11 protein-coding genes are annotated in these 17,949 nt (G+C 49.6%); 2 read left to right on the forward strand and 9 right to left on the reverse strand.

What is annotated here, in order from left to right; genetic code table 11:
• The 4 genes from E1963_RS17395 to E1963_RS17410 form a co-directional block, all read right to left on the reverse strand.
• A partial coding sequence (locus tag E1963_RS17395) for a hypothetical protein (RefSeq protein WP_132280782.1) occupies positions 1-1,948 on the reverse strand: 1,948 nt, incomplete at its 3' end.
• A 62-nt stretch (positions 1,949-2,010) separates the two neighbouring features.
• Positions 2,011-6,612 (reverse strand): methyl-accepting chemotaxis protein, encoded by a 4,602-nt coding sequence (locus tag E1963_RS17400; RefSeq protein WP_132280785.1) that lies wholly within the window; start codon positions 6,610-6,612, stop codon positions 2,011-2,013.
• A 2-nt stretch (positions 6,613-6,614) separates the two neighbouring features.
• Positions 6,615-7,715, reverse strand: coding sequence for a phage tail domain-containing protein (locus tag E1963_RS17405; RefSeq protein WP_132280788.1), 1,101 nt, complete (start codon positions 7,713-7,715; stop codon positions 6,615-6,617).
• 66 nt (positions 7,716-7,781) lie between these two features.
• Positions 7,782-13,505: an Ig-like domain-containing protein gene (locus E1963_RS17410; protein ID WP_167482242.1), complete on the reverse strand. Its 5,724-nt coding sequence runs from the start codon at positions 13,503-13,505 to the stop codon at positions 7,782-7,784.
• 207 nt (positions 13,506-13,712) lie between these two features.
• On the opposite strand from E1963_RS17410, the gene E1963_RS17415 reads away from it, so the two are divergent.
• Positions 13,713-14,342 carry a hypothetical protein gene (locus E1963_RS17415; protein ID WP_243117790.1) on the forward strand — a complete coding sequence of 210 codons (630 nt, stop codon included), beginning with the start codon at positions 13,713-13,715 and terminating at the stop codon, positions 14,340-14,342.
• A gap of 179 nt (positions 14,343-14,521) precedes the next feature.
• Entirely contained in the window at positions 14,522-14,851 is a 330-nt protein-coding gene (locus E1963_RS17420; RefSeq protein ID WP_243117791.1) for an NIPSNAP family protein, read from the forward strand.
• Positions 14,852-15,470: 619 nt separating this feature from the next.
• Here E1963_RS17420 and E1963_RS17425 read toward each other — a convergent pair.
• From E1963_RS17425 to E1963_RS17445, 5 genes are all read right to left on the reverse strand, one after another.
• Positions 15,471-15,758: a hypothetical protein gene (locus E1963_RS17425; RefSeq protein WP_243117792.1), complete on the reverse strand. Its 288-nt coding sequence runs from the start codon at positions 15,756-15,758 to the stop codon at positions 15,471-15,473.
• Entirely contained in the window at positions 15,751-15,972 is a 222-nt protein-coding gene (locus tag E1963_RS17430) for a hypothetical protein (protein WP_049727663.1), read from the reverse strand. The genes E1963_RS17425 and E1963_RS17430 overlap by 8 nt, the downstream gene beginning before the upstream one ends.
• Positions 15,973-16,000: 28 nt before the next feature.
• Positions 16,001-16,573 carry a hypothetical protein gene (locus tag E1963_RS17435; protein WP_132280797.1) on the reverse strand — a complete coding sequence of 191 codons (573 nt, stop codon included), beginning with the start codon at positions 16,571-16,573 and terminating at the stop codon, positions 16,001-16,003.
• Positions 16,570-16,872, reverse strand: a complete 303-nt coding sequence (locus tag E1963_RS19480) for a hypothetical protein (RefSeq protein ID WP_145964200.1) — start codon at positions 16,870-16,872, stop codon at positions 16,570-16,572. The genes E1963_RS17435 and E1963_RS19480 overlap by 4 nt, the downstream gene beginning before the upstream one ends.
• A gap of 305 nt (positions 16,873-17,177) precedes the next feature.
• The gene (locus E1963_RS17445; RefSeq protein WP_049728309.1) at positions 17,178-17,909 is read right to left on the reverse strand and encodes a hypothetical protein; all 732 of its coding nucleotides are present in this window, start codon (positions 17,907-17,909) and stop codon (positions 17,178-17,180) included.
• Positions 17,910-17,949 lie beyond the last annotated feature (40 nt).

Here is a 17,949-nt window from a genome sequence, read left to right on the forward strand (position 1 = left end):
AAAGACCATTGTTATATTTTTTATAATACCCGTTAGAATTGCTGCCATATACAAAACCCAGGTTACGATTTAGCTCATCCAACATATAACTAATATTTGTGTTTGTAACTGACAAATCCGCATTTGTCTTATCTATCTCATCCAATATCAGCCTCTGCGTACCTTTTGAATCTGTAGCCATTATGTCTGTCCCCACCTGAAAATCTGCATTGCTGTCGAAGTCGGGGAGCATCCCGACGGTTACCTTGCCGTTATCGCACGGCATAAATATCGGAATGCCTTTGTCGACCATCGTGGTCTCTGTCGTTGTCGTGATTCGGTCGGAGATTACAAATTCAAAGTTATATGACTTTTCAATGTCTAATGTAATAAATGGGTCGCTGCTCGAGTCTTTTAGCAGGGTGGCTTTAAAGTCTGTGGAGGAGCCGGGAGCATCCAAGCTTTTTATGCCAGTGACTGTGGTGTATGTATTACCATAGGTGGTCCCGACTTCCGCGTATCGGTACTTGACGTTAAACTGGTTGTTTTTGCTTGCAGTGCCAATTTTCAGCTTGGAGTATATCGAGGAAAGGTCGATGGTCACTTCTTTTTCAAATTCGTTGATTCGTCCCAAAGTGATTTTTGTGGCAGGCCGGCTGTAGGGCAGGACATGATAGGTCTTGGTGATGGTGGCGGAAGTATTGCCCCTTGAGTCGAGGGCATGAATATTGATGTTATAGGTGCCATGTTCTGCCATCGTTCCAATGTCTATGAGCACTTCACCGGCAGAATATGGCGTATGCAGCTGCTTTTTGATTTCATTTTTTGCATCTGTAACGGTCGTTATGTACTTGTCGATTATGGCATGATTTTTGGCAGACGCCCGGTTGGCGGTGCTGATCTGTGCCTGCATATTGCCGTAGTTCTGGATGATGTAAGCCGCATTTTGCAGCACCGATGATGTTGCGGTATCCGTGTTCCTGTAAGTATAGGCGGAGAATACAGGATTACTTCCTATAACGCGGGCTGTTCCGTATGAGATGTTTTCATAGAACTTGCCGTTTATTGTAGTGCCGCATGACAGCTTGAACTTCATCTCATTTTTCGTCGTGCAGCAGCTATACAGTGTATCGGCAATGTCCGAGAGCGGAAGAGTGACGCTCTGTACGTTCTTTTCCGAGCTGGCAGTGAGAAGGCCGTCCGTCCAGGTGCCGTCGTCGCGTTCTACATGGAAGCTGAAGGCTGATGCGTTCAAATCATAGTTGATGAGCGTCAGCGGCAGATTCTCGCCTATGTCGAACGCAAGGGCTGTGCTGGAGACAGATGCGATCGGCTTTGTCTTGACCGTGACAGCGCCGGATGTCGTCTCCAGGCCGGAGTCGGAGCGCCTTACTTTCAGCTTGACGGAGTAGGTAGTGTCGGGCGCCAGGCTGGATATGGTAAATGTAGTGTCGGACGTGGCAACCCATGAGCCATTTCCTATCATATAATAGACGGCGCTGCAGGATGCATCTGCACCCCACTGGAACGTGGCGCTCGTCTGCGTCACGGCTGTGTTTTTCCATGTCGTTATGTTAGCGTAGCGGGGGATCTTATCAAGGGCTACGCTATTGGAGGTGCTGGAGCTTCCGAAGGAAGTGCCGCTGATGCCGCCGCTTGCGGCGATGGCAGTAGACTTGCTTCCGTCGTTATTGTGGCCTACGGTTACTGTCCGGGCGCCTACGTTGACCCAGCTGTTATTCGCGCTGAGGGTGATGTATTTGGACACTGCCCCGGAAGAGCCATTTATGCTGATAGCCCCGTTGAATGTACCGTATGTCGCCGCAGTTGAGCTGGATGATTTCATATAGTCCAGATACGCGGTAACCGTCGAGGTATTTGCGTTAGAGCCATTTGATTTGGAGGACCAGCGTATGCGTCCTGTGATATATTGATTGCTTGTACCGAAGTTCCATGAACCACTTGCCATATTTTGTTCTCCTTTCTATGTAAAAAAGGAGGTGCCCGGAGACACCTCCTGCATATATGTGTTTAGCTCGTCCCCCCGGATTTGACGAAGGGAAGGGCATTAAAGGTCACACCGTCTATCGTGTAAGTTTTCGGAACCATCTTGATAGCGGTCGTGTCGATACCGTTACGCACCTCGATGCGCTCAGTTTTCGTGAGGTCCTTTTCCAAACGGAACATTTCGTCGTTGTTATAGTAACCGGCAAATTCTTCCGTCGTCATCACGGTCTTCATGCCGGTGGCAGGATTGGAGACTTCCAGGCCGTTCACTGACATGAGCACGTTCGTGACGATGTCAGGGTAATCATACATGCCTATCTGTGCGAACAGGGCTTTCCAGCCATTGGCGGTAAGCTCCGTCTCCGCGGTCTTCCCCTCTACGGAAGTGACCCTGTTTAGAATGCCTTCCAATGCTACCTGAATCTCGGACTTATTCTTTTGCACGTCATCTGAGAGTGACTCCATGTTCTGGGACAGGTTGTCGAGGGAATCTCCTGTGCCCTCTACGGCGAGGCTGATTTCGTCTATGTTCTGTGTAATGCTGGAAAGCTTAGTGTCTATGGTGCTGTCTGAAATGTAGTAGACGCGCCCTTCTTCCTTCTCGGCATAACCGCCGGAGAAGCGGCTGTCGTACAGCGCGTACCAGTCCTGTCCGTCTGCCGAGACTTCCAGCTTGTGGTTGTAGATCCTTTCATCAAGATAGTAGTGCCATACGGTAATTTTATCTATGTCAGGATAGGCTTCTCCCAGATCCAGCTGCATGCATTTTTGGCCGGAGCCTGTCGTGATAAAGGTGCTGCTTATCGGCACATTGTTATCGTCAAGCGCGATGAGGACGTCATCGGTGTAAGCCTTTAGATTATTGATTTCAATATTATTGCCATTCTGGTCATATGCTTCAGGGGTCAGGCTGAAGGCGATGTTAGAGCCGCCTGCCATTACCCGGCATTCGACCCAGTGGCTTAGGGCATCCACCGAACTCCCGTTCAGCCAGTCCCGGATGTAACGGATCGAAGTGGGAGGAGCGTCCTGCTTCCGGGTAACGGTGGAAGAGAGCTCTTTGGCGGTCTGCACCACTTCTGAGACTTTCCCGTCTACCGTCTCGACGGAGGCGGTGATGCCGTCAACCTTTTCCTTCAAGGTGGCCTTATCTCCTTTGGCATTTCGTATCTCGGTTTCGACACCGTCCGCCTTCGTCTGGACGGAGGTGATGTTGTGTTCCGCGTCCTGCACCCGATGGGTGATTCCGGACATGTCCGCAGTGAGAGTGCTTATATTTCCACTCAGGTCTGTGACGGAAGCCTCTATGGCCCCGGCCCGCTGTGTCAGCTCGGACTTCGTGGTTTCCACCTGGTCTTTCGTGGCATAGGTCTCCGTGACCGTCTGCCGGAAGGAGGAGGCATCCTGCTCGGCCTCGGTGATGCGCTCCGCCAGCGTCCCGGTATCGGTCTGCACTTCTTTCACCGTGTCGGTGATACCGCTTAAGCTGATGTTGTGCTGTACCAGGAGGTCTACGATAGACTTGCTGACCGTATTGCCTGCCTCATCGGTAATCTCCACCAGATCCGTCCGCCACACCTTGTCGGTGATAGTCTTTTCAACAGCATCGATTGCGGCCGATACCCCTTCCATCGTCGAGCCGAGACGGGAGAGGTCATCGATGATGGAAGCAAAGCGGATGTCCAGCCCTTCGCCGTTAACGGTGATCTGTGCGGAATTCCAGACCGGGTTGCCGTTCTGGTCGAGGGAGGCGCCGGCTTCTTTCCAGTTGATCTTATCACTGCCGATCGTGGAAGGCGCTATCATGTCATTCTTTATGAGGCCGTCAGATATGGCGGATGCCCGGATGCCGTCCTGGTCCATGATGACTCCCGACCCGGCTGCGTCGTAGACGATGAAGCTGAAATTGCCGTCGGCATCTTCGCCGAGCTGGAGCCGCACGCGGCCGTCCCTGTCACGGAACGTCTCGGTATTGCCGATGACCGACAGGGAACCGTCTTCCGAGAGGATGTTGATCCGGTTCGTGTTGATGCTGCCGGCCTTCAGGTCATTGACGGAGATATATTGTGCGACGACGTCTTTCAGGAAGGCTTCTTCTATAGAGGCATTATCCGCAGTGAGGTTAATGATGATACCGGTCTCTGTGGAAGAACTTCCGATAAGGGCATTCTTGATGGTGGATACGAGCGTGTCGAGCTGCTTGATGACGGCGCTGTCGGATACGATTTTGTCGGCAGCGATGAGCCGGGACTGCAGATACTGGAAAAATCCGTCTTCCGCATGGATATCGGAAGTCCGTATCAACTCGGCCTGCAGGTTCTTCGCGACAATCATCTGTCCGGTAAGCGCCTGAAAATGCTGGTTGATTGCGTTTGCCACTTTATTGTTAAATAGAGTGGAAGAGAGAATCTTCTGTATGAGCCCTGTCGTGAGCGTAACCCCTTCGTTGGCAGAGGAGCTACCGGCAGAGCCGGAGATCCGGTTCTTGGATGTATTCCCTCCAAGTCCGAGAAGATAGGTCGTGTCGTAACGCTTGGAGCCTGTCTTTACCATATTGGAAAATTCAATCCGCAGGTCGTTGTCCATGGACAGCGGGTTAAAGCTGCAGGAGATGAGGCGGAGCTTCACGACATAATCGTCCTGGGTGCCGAGGTAGAGGAAGTCGCCGAGCTCCAGGTTGTCTGTGTACTGCCTGTACTTGTACATGGACAGGAAGTTCTCAAGGTCTGTGGCGTAGACATACTGCGGCTGGCTGGAGATCTCCAGGTCCTTAACCGCGGCATCGTAGAGCTTGAGCTGTTCGTCTATAGCCGTCACCTGGTCATCGGAGCTTGTAAGGAACATGTTATTGTTCGTGTAATCCGTGTCCCGGTATAGGCGGGACAGCGTGCGCAGCTCCTTTCTCGTAAATGGCTCGGTGCCTTCCATCTTCCAGCTCCTCTTGTCCACGGAGTATGCAAGCTGCGTCCGCTGCTCCTGAAGCGCCTCTGCCAGTGCCTCCGCAGCTTCGTACGCTGCGGTGCGTTCGGCGAGGGCGTTGGCACAGGAGCCTGAGATAGTCTCGTCAAGCTGCATCACGACATCCAGATACTGCGAATGCATCTCCTCGTGCATATCTCTCGTATGGGGTGGATAGGAATCTTCGTCTGCCTCTGTGTTCCGGGCATAATCTTCGTAAGGAATGTCATAATGGGCATCTTCCAGGGACTTCTTCTGTGACCGGTAGAAGTCGATGTTGGTCAGAAGCTCGCTGATGCCGTACAGTTTCCAGTCTGTCTTGTAAGAATCGATATAGGGCAGTTCCCCTTCTGAGGTGGGGAGCTTCCGGTTCTCTGCCTCGATAGCGATGCTCGGGAGGATGACGTCGCGTATCTGATAGTAGTCGTTGGCATCGGGAGAGCCCTTAAGCTTCTCCTCGTCAAAGTCGCCGTTATCGTCTACGTAGTAAGATTCATAGCCTTTGAGCTGCGCTTCGTAATTGTCTCTGGCTTTCAGAAGGTTATCGTCGCTGAACTTGTTCCATTCGGTGGAACAGTCGTCCAGAGGCAGCCGGTCCATCAGCTCCGACATGACATTAAGCTGGCTGTTGTAGCTGCGGCTCAGTTCCATATATTCATACCTTTTGGATTCCGTATCTGAACGCCAGGCGTTGTATTTGGCTATGAGTGGCTCGCCCATGTAGTTTTCATTGAGGAAGCTTGACAGGTTTTCAATCATATTGCTGCCGAAGTTCACATATTCGATGCCGAGCTTGTCGTCCCCCTCCACCCGGTACCGGGTATAGATGCTGTTCTTATCCACGGAGATGTCATTGGCATTCTGAAGATTGCGGAAGCCGACAGTCACGTTCGTATCTTTCCCGAGATTCTCCGGGCGGAAGGCGTTGATTGTCATGGCTTCGATATCAAAGAGGATGAGGCATTCAAAGAACTGTTCCACGTCCTGTGTCAGGAAAGAATAGACGCTTTTGGAGTCCACGTCGAAGGTGCCGATCTCGTCCTTTAGCTGGACGACCTCTTCCACAAGTTCGCCGTCCTTATAGGAACGGTACACTTTCGAAATCTCGTCGATGTGGCCGATGCTCCAGCCTTCGATGCCGGCAAAGGAGAGGACCATGTGCAGCAGGCTCAGCTCTGGATGCTCTTTATCGCAGAATGTCACCTGCTTCTTGGCAAATGGGACGTCCCCGATGTATTCTACATTGTCGGGGACGAGCATTTCGATGGAGTCAGTCGTTCCGCAGTTGACCTTGAAGCCTAGGAGGTCGTTGTTCGTCAGACCGATCTCCGCCGACTGGGCGGAGACTTTCTTATATTCTTCGTCTCCGTCATTAGAGATCTGCGGGGTGGACATGATGAACCATCCGATACGTTCCACATAGATGCACATGAAGTCGTTCAGAAGGTCGTATCCAGACGACATGACCCGTCCCCGGCTGCTTTGGCCCGGGGCAAGAATGTATCTGTCATAGGAAAATGACAGCTCTGCCGTGTCGTTCAGGCTGAGCGTAAGGTTCACCGAGTCGGGGCGTATGCCATTGAGAGGGCAGAGCAGCTCGTGGTCCGGCGTTCCAAGATAGAAATGGGGCGGGTCCGGCTGCTTATTGTTATTAAACAGTATCTTCATGTCTAAGCACCTGCCTTCCGGGTCTCTCTGTAAGTGAGGGTGAAGGTGCAGCCATCCGCCCAGAACAGGAAAGCGTTCTCCCCGCTTATGAGCCTCGGCCAGTACATGTAGTCCGTGTCCGCCACGCCCAGATCTGACAGCTTCACCATGCGGCCGATGTCATCGTAGATGAACAGGCTGTCCGCATCGATGGTAACGGGCAGGTCCCGGTTGACGTCAAAGCAGAGGAAACCTCCCCGGACGATGTAGTATTCATAGGTCGATGATACATAGCACGCAATGCATTTATGTTCCTGCCCATAGGAATCCCGGTAGAGAAAGCAGAGCGCAGTATCGTCTCCGACTGTCAAGATACGCTGCCCATCCTCCGAGAGCTGGAATTCTGCCGCGTATCCGTGGGCGAGTGCGTAATCGGATACTTTTTCTTTCAACTGCACCATGAGCAGGGCGTTGGACTGGGCCGGAGCAAGCGTCCCCTCGTCATAGATGCAGCAGTCGGACAGGTTCAGGAAATAAGCCTGCCCGGTGGCGTCCGGGGCCATGCGTATGACGGGATAGCAATATTCGTCCAGCCGGTCATCCTGGCTCGTGAGGGTATAGCTGGCCGTCTCTTTGGCGCAGGCGACCGTGTGGACGATGTCGTCCGTATACCCATACGGAGAGGAGCAGTCGAACATGAGCCGCAGCCCGTATACATCACCGGCTACGTGGAACGACTGGATATCCGAGAACTGCCCGTAGTAGTAACGGGGCATGCCGTCTCCGTCGCCGTCATACTCAAAGGAGAGCAGTTCGGAAGAGACGGTAGAGGTAAGCCAGCGTGCCAGCTCCCGGATGTCTGCAGGAGTGATGACACGCCCGGACTGGCTTGCACATACGTCCGGGTCCTTGATGATATGGAGCTCGAACTTCAGCTTGTCCCCGGGCTTCGACCGCACGGAGCCGGGCTCGCTGCGGTAACGGTTCGTGTCCCCGTATTCGATATCTCTTGCAAAAGCAAAGTACGAATCCGGGTCCTGGTCGAAATCGACCGCAATATAATGACTGTCCAGGTCGGACAGCCTTTTGTCTAAAAATATAAAGTCTTTAAAAGATTTGGACATACAATTCCTCCTGTTTTCATAGGGGTCAGACCCCGGCTGCGCCAGGGGTCTGACCCCTTTCGAAATTTACTTCAATTTACGGTAATCGTCTGATAATTCTGATGACACGATTTGTGTCAGTTCTTTTCCAAGGGCCGGCAGCGCGGACTTCAGTTCGTCTACGATGTCTTTGTCTGCGTTCCCTTCTATATTGAGCAGCGTACCGAAGCTGAACTGTGCTTGCAGCCCACGCTCCCCGGAAGCCTGGTGTGCCCTGCCAGGGGCCGGAAGGCATAAGCCGGCGCCGGAGAGGAGCTGTGGCGCCCGTTCCGCCAGGTCCCATAGGTTCTCGGTGAGCCCGGAAGGGATGACGCCGTCGCCCCGCTGAAGTGGAACGAGGATGCCCCCGTCGGACTTGCGGATGACGATTTCTCCGGCGTGTACGAAGTCAGGGCCGCTTATCGGTACGGAGCGGCTGCCCTTGCGGTAGCCGGCGGAGCGCATCTTGTTGAGCAGCCAGACGTTCTGGGAGTAGGTGCCGGAGTAATAGCCGCCTCCGCCCCAGTAGTTGTAAAGCTCCCGGCAGGCGGACATGGAAGAATCGAAGTCGTGGGATTTGAGGCGGTCCACGATGGAGCTGTTGACGTTCAGCTTGTTCTTCGGATAGTAGTCCTTCTTATAACGGAACGGAATGCCGCCGTAAGCCGGGCTGTTCTGGGAGGGCGCCGGTTTGGCCGGAGCCCTGGCAACGGAGACAGACACGGTGGCGGAGATGCCGCTTCCGTCGGTGGTTGTACAGGTGATGACGGCGCTTCCTGCCTTGACGCCCTTGATGGTGCCTCCGGACACGGTGGCTGTCTTCGTGTTGGACGAGGTCCAGCGCAGCGTCTTGTTCGCCGCGTCCGTCGGACGGATTCTGGCAGATACGACAGCGGATTTCCCTTCGGTGAGCGAAAGTGAGGTGGTGCTCAGGGTAAGTTCAGCGACAGGACGGTTGTTGAGGTCGGACTCTTTGCTGATGTCCTCGATGATGGCATCGTGGGACGGGTTCTTGTTGATGGCCCCGGTATCCACGCCTGTGGTTGTGCCGGAAGCCTGGACGCTGCCCTGTGACGCGCTACCTGCCTCCATCTGCCCGGCAGCGCCGGACTGGGTGCCGAGGTCCGTGATGTTCTGATGGAACCCGGAGCTTCCCGCGAATCCCGTATTGGCGATTATCTCATTGATCTTGCCGTATGCCTGGCCGTACATGGATACGACCTTGTTCAGCATATCCGCCACGACCTGTTCCTGCTTGCCGGCATTGTATGTCAGCTCGTCCATGGTAGAGTTGAGACTGTCTTTCAGCCCTGTGGAGAGCTTGTCGTAGCCCCGGTCGATCATGTCGTCCGCATGGTCCTTCTTCAGCTCGGCGAGGTCTTCTTCCTTCTCGGCAAGCTCCTGCTGAAGCCGTCTCAGCTCCGCCTGGGCAGAGGCGTTGTTGACGCCCTGGAGCGCAGCTATCTGTGCTTTGAGCTGGTTGACAGACTTGGACCGGTCGTTCAGCTTCTTGGAGAAGTCATAATACTTCTTGTCCAGATCCAGCGCTTTCTGCCGTTTGTCATAGTAGTCATCCATGTAGTCTATCTCGGCCTTCATCTGGTCTTTGTACAGGTCGATAATCTTATCTTTATAGTCCTGCACGTCACCGGCGGCGTCCTGGATGTCCTTGAGCATGTTCTTCTGGCTCTTCTCATAGTCTTCCTGGCTGAGTATCCCGTTCTGGCAGGCTTCATCCAGCTTCTTCAGCGCAGCCGTATATTCGGCTACCTTCTGCTTGGACGCGGCCATCTCCTGGCCGAGCAGCGCCAGGTTGGCGAGGCCGTTGTCGGTGAGGGCGCCGCTCTCATCAAAGAAGGAATCCTTATCGAGCAGAGAGCGGAGATTCTTGGAACTGGAGATCGTTGCATCGAGACCGTCTATGACTTCTTCAAACGGATTGGTAAACCGGGTCTCCCAGATGGACTTCTTCAGCTTTTCGTTATTCTCCATCAGGTCATAGATGTCGGAATCTAATCCGGCAATCTCTTTGGCAAGGCTGTCGTACAGCTTGGAGCCCACATCATAGACGGCCTGCTTCTTTACGAGCTGCTGCCTCAAGTCGTAGCTCTTCTGTATGGAATCGTTGTTCAGGTCAATCTGCTTCTGGTAGTCGGCCTCGGTCAGAGGCTCGCCTTTGGCTTCCTTGAGGCTCAGGAAATCCTTCAGGTTATCGCTTACCCTGTCCATATGGTCGAGGGTGTCCTCGAACTTCTTCCACGTCGCATCGAGTATCTTCTGCGTATAATCGGCAATCTTCTTCTGGGCATCGTACCACTCGTCGGAATACTGCTTGATCGTACCGGAGGATACCTGCTTCGCCAGCTCGTTCTGATACTGGGAAAGGGCGGCATTCAGTTCGGATATCTGGTTGGCATAGCCGAAATCGTCATTGTAGTCGAACCGGTTGCTGAAGTAGGAGTCGATGTTGCTAAGCTTCTTCATGGCAAGGTCGACAAGGTCTTTCTGCAGGTCGGCGATGTCTTTTTGAAGACCGAGCGCCTTCTCATAATATTTCTTGTAGTCGTCTATCTTGTCTTTTAAGCTTTCGTCCGTGATGGTGCTGACATCGTAGCTTCCGTTCTGCACCGCGTTCACCCAGGAACCGGATAAGCCGACGGCATTGGCCTTGCTCATGTAAGTGTCATATGCTTTCTGATAGGAGGAGAGGTTGCTTTTCGCCTTGGCGATGGCGCTGTCCACCTGCTTGTTCTGGGCGGTGAGGTTGTAGGAGAGCGTCTCTATCGAATCGGAGATCCTCTTGAACACAGCTTCCATGCGGTCGATAAGTATCTCGATCTGGTCGAATTCCTGCTTGAATTCCGTACCGCTTGCATACGCCCGCCCGGATAGATGCCCAAGGCTGCCTTCGGCGAAAGAGCTGCCCACGAGGCGCGCATGGGAGCCGGTCACATAGCCGCGGCTCAGCAGAGCCTCCGACTGCTTATGGTTGAAGACGATATCTCCGGCCTTTAAGCTGGCCATAGCAGGGTAGCCGTTGTTCAGCGTAAACCATCTGCCATTGCGGACGATGATTTCGCGGCCAAGCTCGTTGATGAGGGCGCGTTCGCTGTGGGGGAGGCCCCAGCTTCCGCCGCTGTAGGAACGGGAACCAAAATGGCGGTACTGCCAGAGGGCAGTGCCGGCGGAGTGGGCAGTGCCTTGTGCATGTGCTGTTCCATCTGCCCCGCTGCCTCCGGTAAAGAAATCTTTAATACTTTTACCAATTTTCGAGACAGCTACAGTAACCTTTTTAACGGCTGGTATAGACATAATCGAGGTTTTGATAGATGAAAGAATACCTGTAGCGTTGTCTGTAGCTGTTACATCTGTCTTATGAGATGACGATATACCGTCAACCGCTAAATTAACAAGATTGGCAATTCCACTTGCATTATCCTGGGCTAACAATTCTGATATCTTTGACGGAGGAATCCCATATAGCTCGGAAAGTACCTGAGCTATAACGCCAGTTGCCCCATCGTTGGCCTGCATTTCTGTCAGAGTATCTGTAGGAATTCCACTGAGATTTGAGAGTACATTTATGGCCTCAGGGCTGATTTCATCATTAGCGATAAATTCCGCCATGGTTTCTTCTGGTATTCCTGTTATCTGAGAGAGAATAGTTTCCAGGCTGGCATTTGCATCAACTGTATCTAAGTTAAAGGGAATAGTGACGTCTTCTGGATCCATATCTGTCAACTCTGCAAGCTTTTCTTTTGCAGATTCGATAGACAGGTCCATATTATCCAATATGCCTTGCCCTTCACTTTCTTCCAGAAAAGAATTAAGAGCATTCTGCCATTCCTCTGCAGTGCTGTCTGCATCCAGGTTCATTGAAAACTCGGATTCAGCAAATGCGTCTAAAAGCTGATTCTGTACATCAGTTAAATTATCTATCTCAGCTTGAATCTTAATCTTTTCTTCTTCACTGGATCCTGCCATCTGTTTCTGAAGTAGCGATATTGCATTTCCGGCCATGTCATACTGTAAGGGAGCGACAAACCCTTCTTTGTTAAATCCAAGTCCTTCTTCAGCAGTAGCACGATAGGTTTGCTTTTGGGCCAATAATTCCGCCCAATCGCTTGAATCACCCCCGTTTTCTGCAATTGCCTGTGCCTCATCAATGCTCTGCTGTAAAGATGCCAAATCATAGGCAAATTCAATCTTGGCTATTATAGTAGGATCTAACTCTGTAAGATCCGTGTTGGCAAGGGCCTCTTCCCAGTTTGCCAACTTATCCTCCATCCCTTCAGGAGGTTCTTGATCCTTATAGATATCTTTCAGACCGGCAAGAGCCATTTTTGCTGACTCTAACCGTTCTGAGGATTTTACCATATCGCCGAAATCGAAATCGTGATCTTGTGCTCGTCCCATCAGAATCTCAAACTCTTCGGCGGTCATATTCATAGCTTTAGCAGCTTCAGCAGATGTCTTGAACGAACCGTTAACACCTTCTAATTTTGCTTCATATTCATCCATAAAAGTCAATACGCCATCTTCGGTCATATTGCCATTTTCATCGAAAGTGAAGTATTTCATTGCCTGTTGATATTTTTCGGCAAATGTACCCTTAATATTTTCGGTGTCGGCACCTATCATTTTAGCTACAGATTTGACATCATCTGTATTGACTAGACCTTTATCAAATAATTCTTTTGCTTTTTGAAGATAATTACCTGTTTCTTCATAGGCATCGCCTGCGTTTTCTGTTTGAAAGGCCTCGGAGATTCCGGAAAAGGAACCGTCTACGTTATCTACAGAATTTGACGCTTCGTTTGCTGCGTTTGCTATATTTTTAAAATGCTTGGCAACATCATCTAAGGTAGCAGTACCAAAATCTTTAGAGGTTAACCCAAGCCCTTTGATAGCCGCTTTGATATCTTCTGTAGACTTTCCAGCCTTTGCAAGTTCTGTCAAATAATTATTTATACCTGAAGTATTGGAACCAGAAAAAAAGCTTTCAATATCACCTTTAGGAGTACCGCTTTCAAAGTTGAGACGCTCTGTATAGTTCATAGCTTCTTCAAGCTCATGAACCTGCTGCTCAAAACCTGGAAGAGGATTTCCGGTAACATCATTAATCATGGAATTATGCCATTCCGATACATTTGCGTATCTTTTGTTTAAATCTTCAGAGTATTTACTTAGCTTTTCTTGATAATCGTCAATAGTCTTTTGCTTTTTTTTGAAGCTGTCGTCATCCTTATTTAGTCCTTTTTGCTCCTTTTTAAGCTTATTTATCTCGGCTTCGTATTCTTTGATTGCATCGACATCTTCCTTGATGGCCTCTGCATCTGTACGCTTATGCATCTCACGGTCATCATTCCGTCCACCGGCGTAAGATGCCATTAAGGCATCATTTTCATCACTTGTTTCATATAGAATATTGTCATCTTTCTTCTGCATTGCGTTGGCGGCATCTTTGGCTGCAGTATATTTTTGAGCATCGCTGAGCTTGGTCAGAAGAGCCGAGCGTTGTTCTAGAGCTGCATTTTGCTCTTGGAGATTGGCTAATTCACTCTGTTCAGTAAATGATAACTTTCCTTTGGATTGCAATTCTTCTATCCGTGACTGCACGGACGATAGTTCTGTGTTGACTGCTTGTAATTCACCTTTTGTCTGGGCATATTGAGAGGCAGTGTCCTGTGCTTTAGAAACTGCTTCACCATAACTTTCCGTCAGGCTATTTACAAGTGCAAGCCCTCCGATTGTGGCAGTTATAATTCCCAATAATGGGGCGGCTTGCGAGACTACTGAAAATATTTTGGGGAAAGTGGTTGCTAGAGCCTGGGACATAACATCCATTTTTGAGAGATTTTCAGCCCCATTGGCAAAGCCTGACTTGATATTTTTAATTAGTGGCAAGTGTAATTTGAAAAATGATTGTCGTTTCATTTTTTAAAATGTTATAATTGGATAAAAGGATGGTGTAATAATATGAAAGATATCATATGCCCAGGGTGTAAAAGAAAAATCCCTTCATACGAAGTGGAGTGTCTATTTTGCGGTTTTCCGCTCCAGAAATACCTACAAGACAACAGCATAGACGACTTGGATAAAAAAATCTTATGTACAAGATGCGGAACCTCAGGAAACGGCCTAATGGGCCCGGTGACAGTTAAATGTGAATACTGCAATATAGCTATGGTTCAGACCAGGTATGGTATACGTGAGTTTGCAGTCAAGTATAATGAATCACTGGAGGGGGTCCAGGAAAAAATCATGGAAAGCATGGGAATCAATGAGCGGGAGTATAAGAATATGACTCTACAACGAGACCCAAGAATATTAGCGGAAGTGGAAAGAATAAAAGGTGGAAACCCGTATGCCCTGTTCCTGAAGGAACAATTTCCTGATGATTTTGACATGGCCGCATTTGAAGGAAGAGAACTGCAGGCTAAACAAGAGGCTGAGCAAAAGCAAAAAGAAGCCGAGGCCCGGCTGCCACGTTGCCCAAGGTGTGGTAGTACAGATATAAGGAAATGGTATGCTCCTATAAATGTTAATAATGGTGTATATGTAAAGCGACTTAGCTGTAATAAATGTGGAAAGACTTGGATGAGTTGAAATCGATGAATTGCTTCATGCTGATTAGTGTAGGAATTATGAGACGTTACTATTTACTAATAGGAGATATTGCTACATCTTAACATATTTTAATTTAAGTACCATACTTAGGATTTATGTATAACTATATGTACTGGGGGTCATATGAAGGGGACAGAACAAATATTACTGTAAAATAGATGGAAAGGCATATAATCTTTAAAAATCCAGAGCATCCTGATATTGCGAGGATTTATGTTACAGCAGTGGAAGAATATCATTTGCCATCTGATATAATGGTTGATTCTGTTATTACATTTAACAATAATGAAATACCGGCAGATTATAACGAAACATTAAGGAAAATGCAGGAGCATAATATAGCGAAACTGAAGAAGTTGCCGCCGAAACCCCGCTGCCCAAGGTGCGGTAGTACAGATATAGGAAAGTGGACTGCTTCAGTGGGTAGTGTGAATACTTTATATGTACCTTGGAAAAAGTGTAGAAATTGTGGTAACATGTGGATGTAATAATTCAGGAGTTATTTACTGTTTCAACTAGTTTGCTTATTATGTCAGAAGCAAACTCTATAAAGGTACGATGTATTATGATTGGATTTGTGTAAAGTTTAATTTATGATACGTTTAAAATTATTTATTTTAAACTTTGGGACCCTCTTGTGACAAACGTAAACAACAGTGAGAGAGTAGCACCGTTGCTGACGGGTAATGTTTATATGCCTAGCAAGTAGGCATCACACTTAGACTATACTTTAATAGCTGGCAATATAAGGTCATGCCAGCTACAAGGATGGGTAGTCGTTGAATATCCTCACTGTTAAGAATCTTTATCCTGTTTTACCAGATTATATGATTCAACTGACGCCAGATGAGTGTACTGCTGATTGGGACATTTATGTATTGTACATAGTTTGCCATATGAATTTTCAAACCATACCGTATGCTGTCACCAGCTCCGTTTCGGTTTCATATCACTTTCCGTTCCAGCAAAGAGGAATTACCAGGCCTCCAATACTCCTTTGGGTATATTTTACAAGCCCCCATTAACATAACTTGTCAATGACACCATGTTTGTCATTTTCTGTTTATGAAGTGGACTCACTTATAAGTGTAACTCTATGGTTTTGAGTTAATCCAGGCTTGAATGTATAGACTTGCCTATATTTTTTATATACTCAGAGCTTGCTCCAATAGTATTAAATAATATAAGCCCTTCTTCCAGCCCGCTCGTATCCATCTCCACCGGCACCTTCGCGGGCGCCTCGCTCGTGACGCTGTTCACCGCGGACTGAAGCTGTCCGCTTAAGGCGGCGCTGTCAATCTCTACATTTATTTTATATTTCTGTTGATTGAGTTGTTCGTACAGTGCGTCTGTATTCAGTACAGGCTGTACGTTTATGTTATATTGTTCACTCAATGGAATCCTCCCTTCTTTCATTTGGTTTGGAAAAGATTCTACAGATATCGCATCTGCACGGGACGCTTATCCAGATGGCAGTACCGTCGTCATGTTCTGCCGCATACCGCCCAGCGGCTTCTAAATCCTTTACATTGCTGTCGGCGACGACGGTCAGACCTTCCAGCGCGTCGAATCTGACGCCGAGGACTTTTACGTAATCATTGTTGTCCATATATCACACCTCCGTGCATGACGCTGTATCAATCTGTTTCCTTGTTACGGGCTTCCCGCACATGGGCGGCCTGTGCCGGGTTGTACGTTTCTTTTACATATTCCAGAGCTTCCCTGAGGTTCAGCAGCTTCGGGTCCACGGCCTCTATTTTTTTCGTGGCGGCAAGAAGAAGGGCGGTGAGCGCGTCTTCTTTTTCGTGGATGAGCTGCTGCTTTCTGAACTCTACCATCTTTTCCGTGTCCGAGAGGATGCCGTACATCTGGATGACGGCCTCTTTGTACGGGCAGGACGGGATAGTGTCCTTATCCTGTTCAAAGAACTCGTCGTAGAGCTTCATAAGCTCCGCGTCTTTCGTGACGGCTTCGTAGATGTTCTCTGCGATTTCATTCTTTCCGCCCTCGGTCTCTTTGACCTCGAAGGCGATGCCGTCCACGCAGTGCAGGAAGAATACGTTGATGAGCATCATGTCGGCGTAGTAAGGGGTATAGCTTACGCGTCCCTCGCCGTCTGCCGTGAAGTATCCTTCTGCCAGCTCCTGGGGCATGAGTATCCTGTCCTCCATGGACAGGGTTGTCTTGATTGCCGGGTTTTCCTTTTTCATTGATTCTTTTCCTCCTTTTTCGGTTTGCTTTCTTTCCATTTCCTGTATGCGTACTGTGTCTCGGATTTCAAGTACCAGCATACGATCTTCCCTTTCTTGTCGGGCCGCTCGGACTCACAGATGTGGACTGGCTGGCAGCCGGACTTCGCATACATGAGTATCTGAGGCAGCGTGTCGATGGGCACGAGGCTGCCCTCTCCGTAGCATGCAAAGGCTTCTTTTAACGTGTCAAATCTTAATCTGCCTATGATGTTTCCCTTCTTTCTTTTGTTGGTTTCCCTTATTATGAGGACAAACAATGCGTTTCAACATAAAGTGGACAAGTCCACTTCAGCGCCCTAAATACCTCGTTCATGAGGGACTTGTACACTTTGTGCGCCAATGTGCGGCTGCGTAGCAGCCTTCCACTGCACATTGTGTACATCCCCCGGAGGGTTTTTCTTACATAGGAAATAACTTTCCCATGTAAAAAAAAGGGCAGAAAATACCCGTATTGTATTTTCTGCCCTTATAAGGATGCCGCAGGAGACCCTTCGCCCCCTGCGGACGGTCTCACGCTGCGCTGCGGCGGTGAGGCCTAACTACAATACTGATAAAACTGGAATTATGCTTCTTCCTCTACGATCAGGTCGAGGATGTTGTTGTCCTTGTCTGCCAGAAGGTCGCAGGTGATTGTGACAGCGCCCGGATCTCCGTTGTTGGCAAATGCAAGTGACATCGTAGACTGAGGCACGCATTTGTAGGCGATCATCCTTGCCGGAAGGATGTCGTCGTCCTCTGTCTTCATGTATGTCTCGCCTTCCACGATAAATGCTTTCGGGAAGCTGGTAGACTTGATGTTGATTCTTTCTACCTTATCTGTGACTTCTTTCACATAGTAGGCAACTACAGATGTGATACCGTCTGCATCTGCCAGAGTGGCAATCGCACCGGCCATCGTAGCGCTGAGCTCTTTGCCGCAGTCGTCGTCTTCTGCATAGAAGTCAGGAGCGAAGCCTTCAGCCGGAGCCTCAGGAAGCGTCACCTTGCCTTCTGCTACCGGAAGGACAACCCGCTTCGTGTATTTTGCTGATTTGGATACGTCGCCGCCGGTGATGAGCTCCCACAGCTTGACAGACTGCATCTGTGTCTCGATGGTGAGCGTGCCGCCCTTTTCTCCTGCGAAGGACACTCTCTTAGGATGTCCCTGTCCGCCGTAAGCGAACATCGTCTCGCCTGTAAGCTCTGTTGTAGATGTGTTTGCGAAGTCGAGGTTCAGGAAAGGCTTCTTTGTCGTGTAATCCTTGAAAATCAGTTTCTGAACTTCTCTGTTCGCCATTTTTGAATTTAATCCCATAATATAATCCTCCTGTTTTTTCTGCCGGTCCGTCAAGGGG

The organism is Extibacter muris, assembly GCF_004345005.1.
GTDB lineage: Bacteria > Bacillota > Clostridia > Lachnospirales > Lachnospiraceae > Extibacter > Extibacter muris.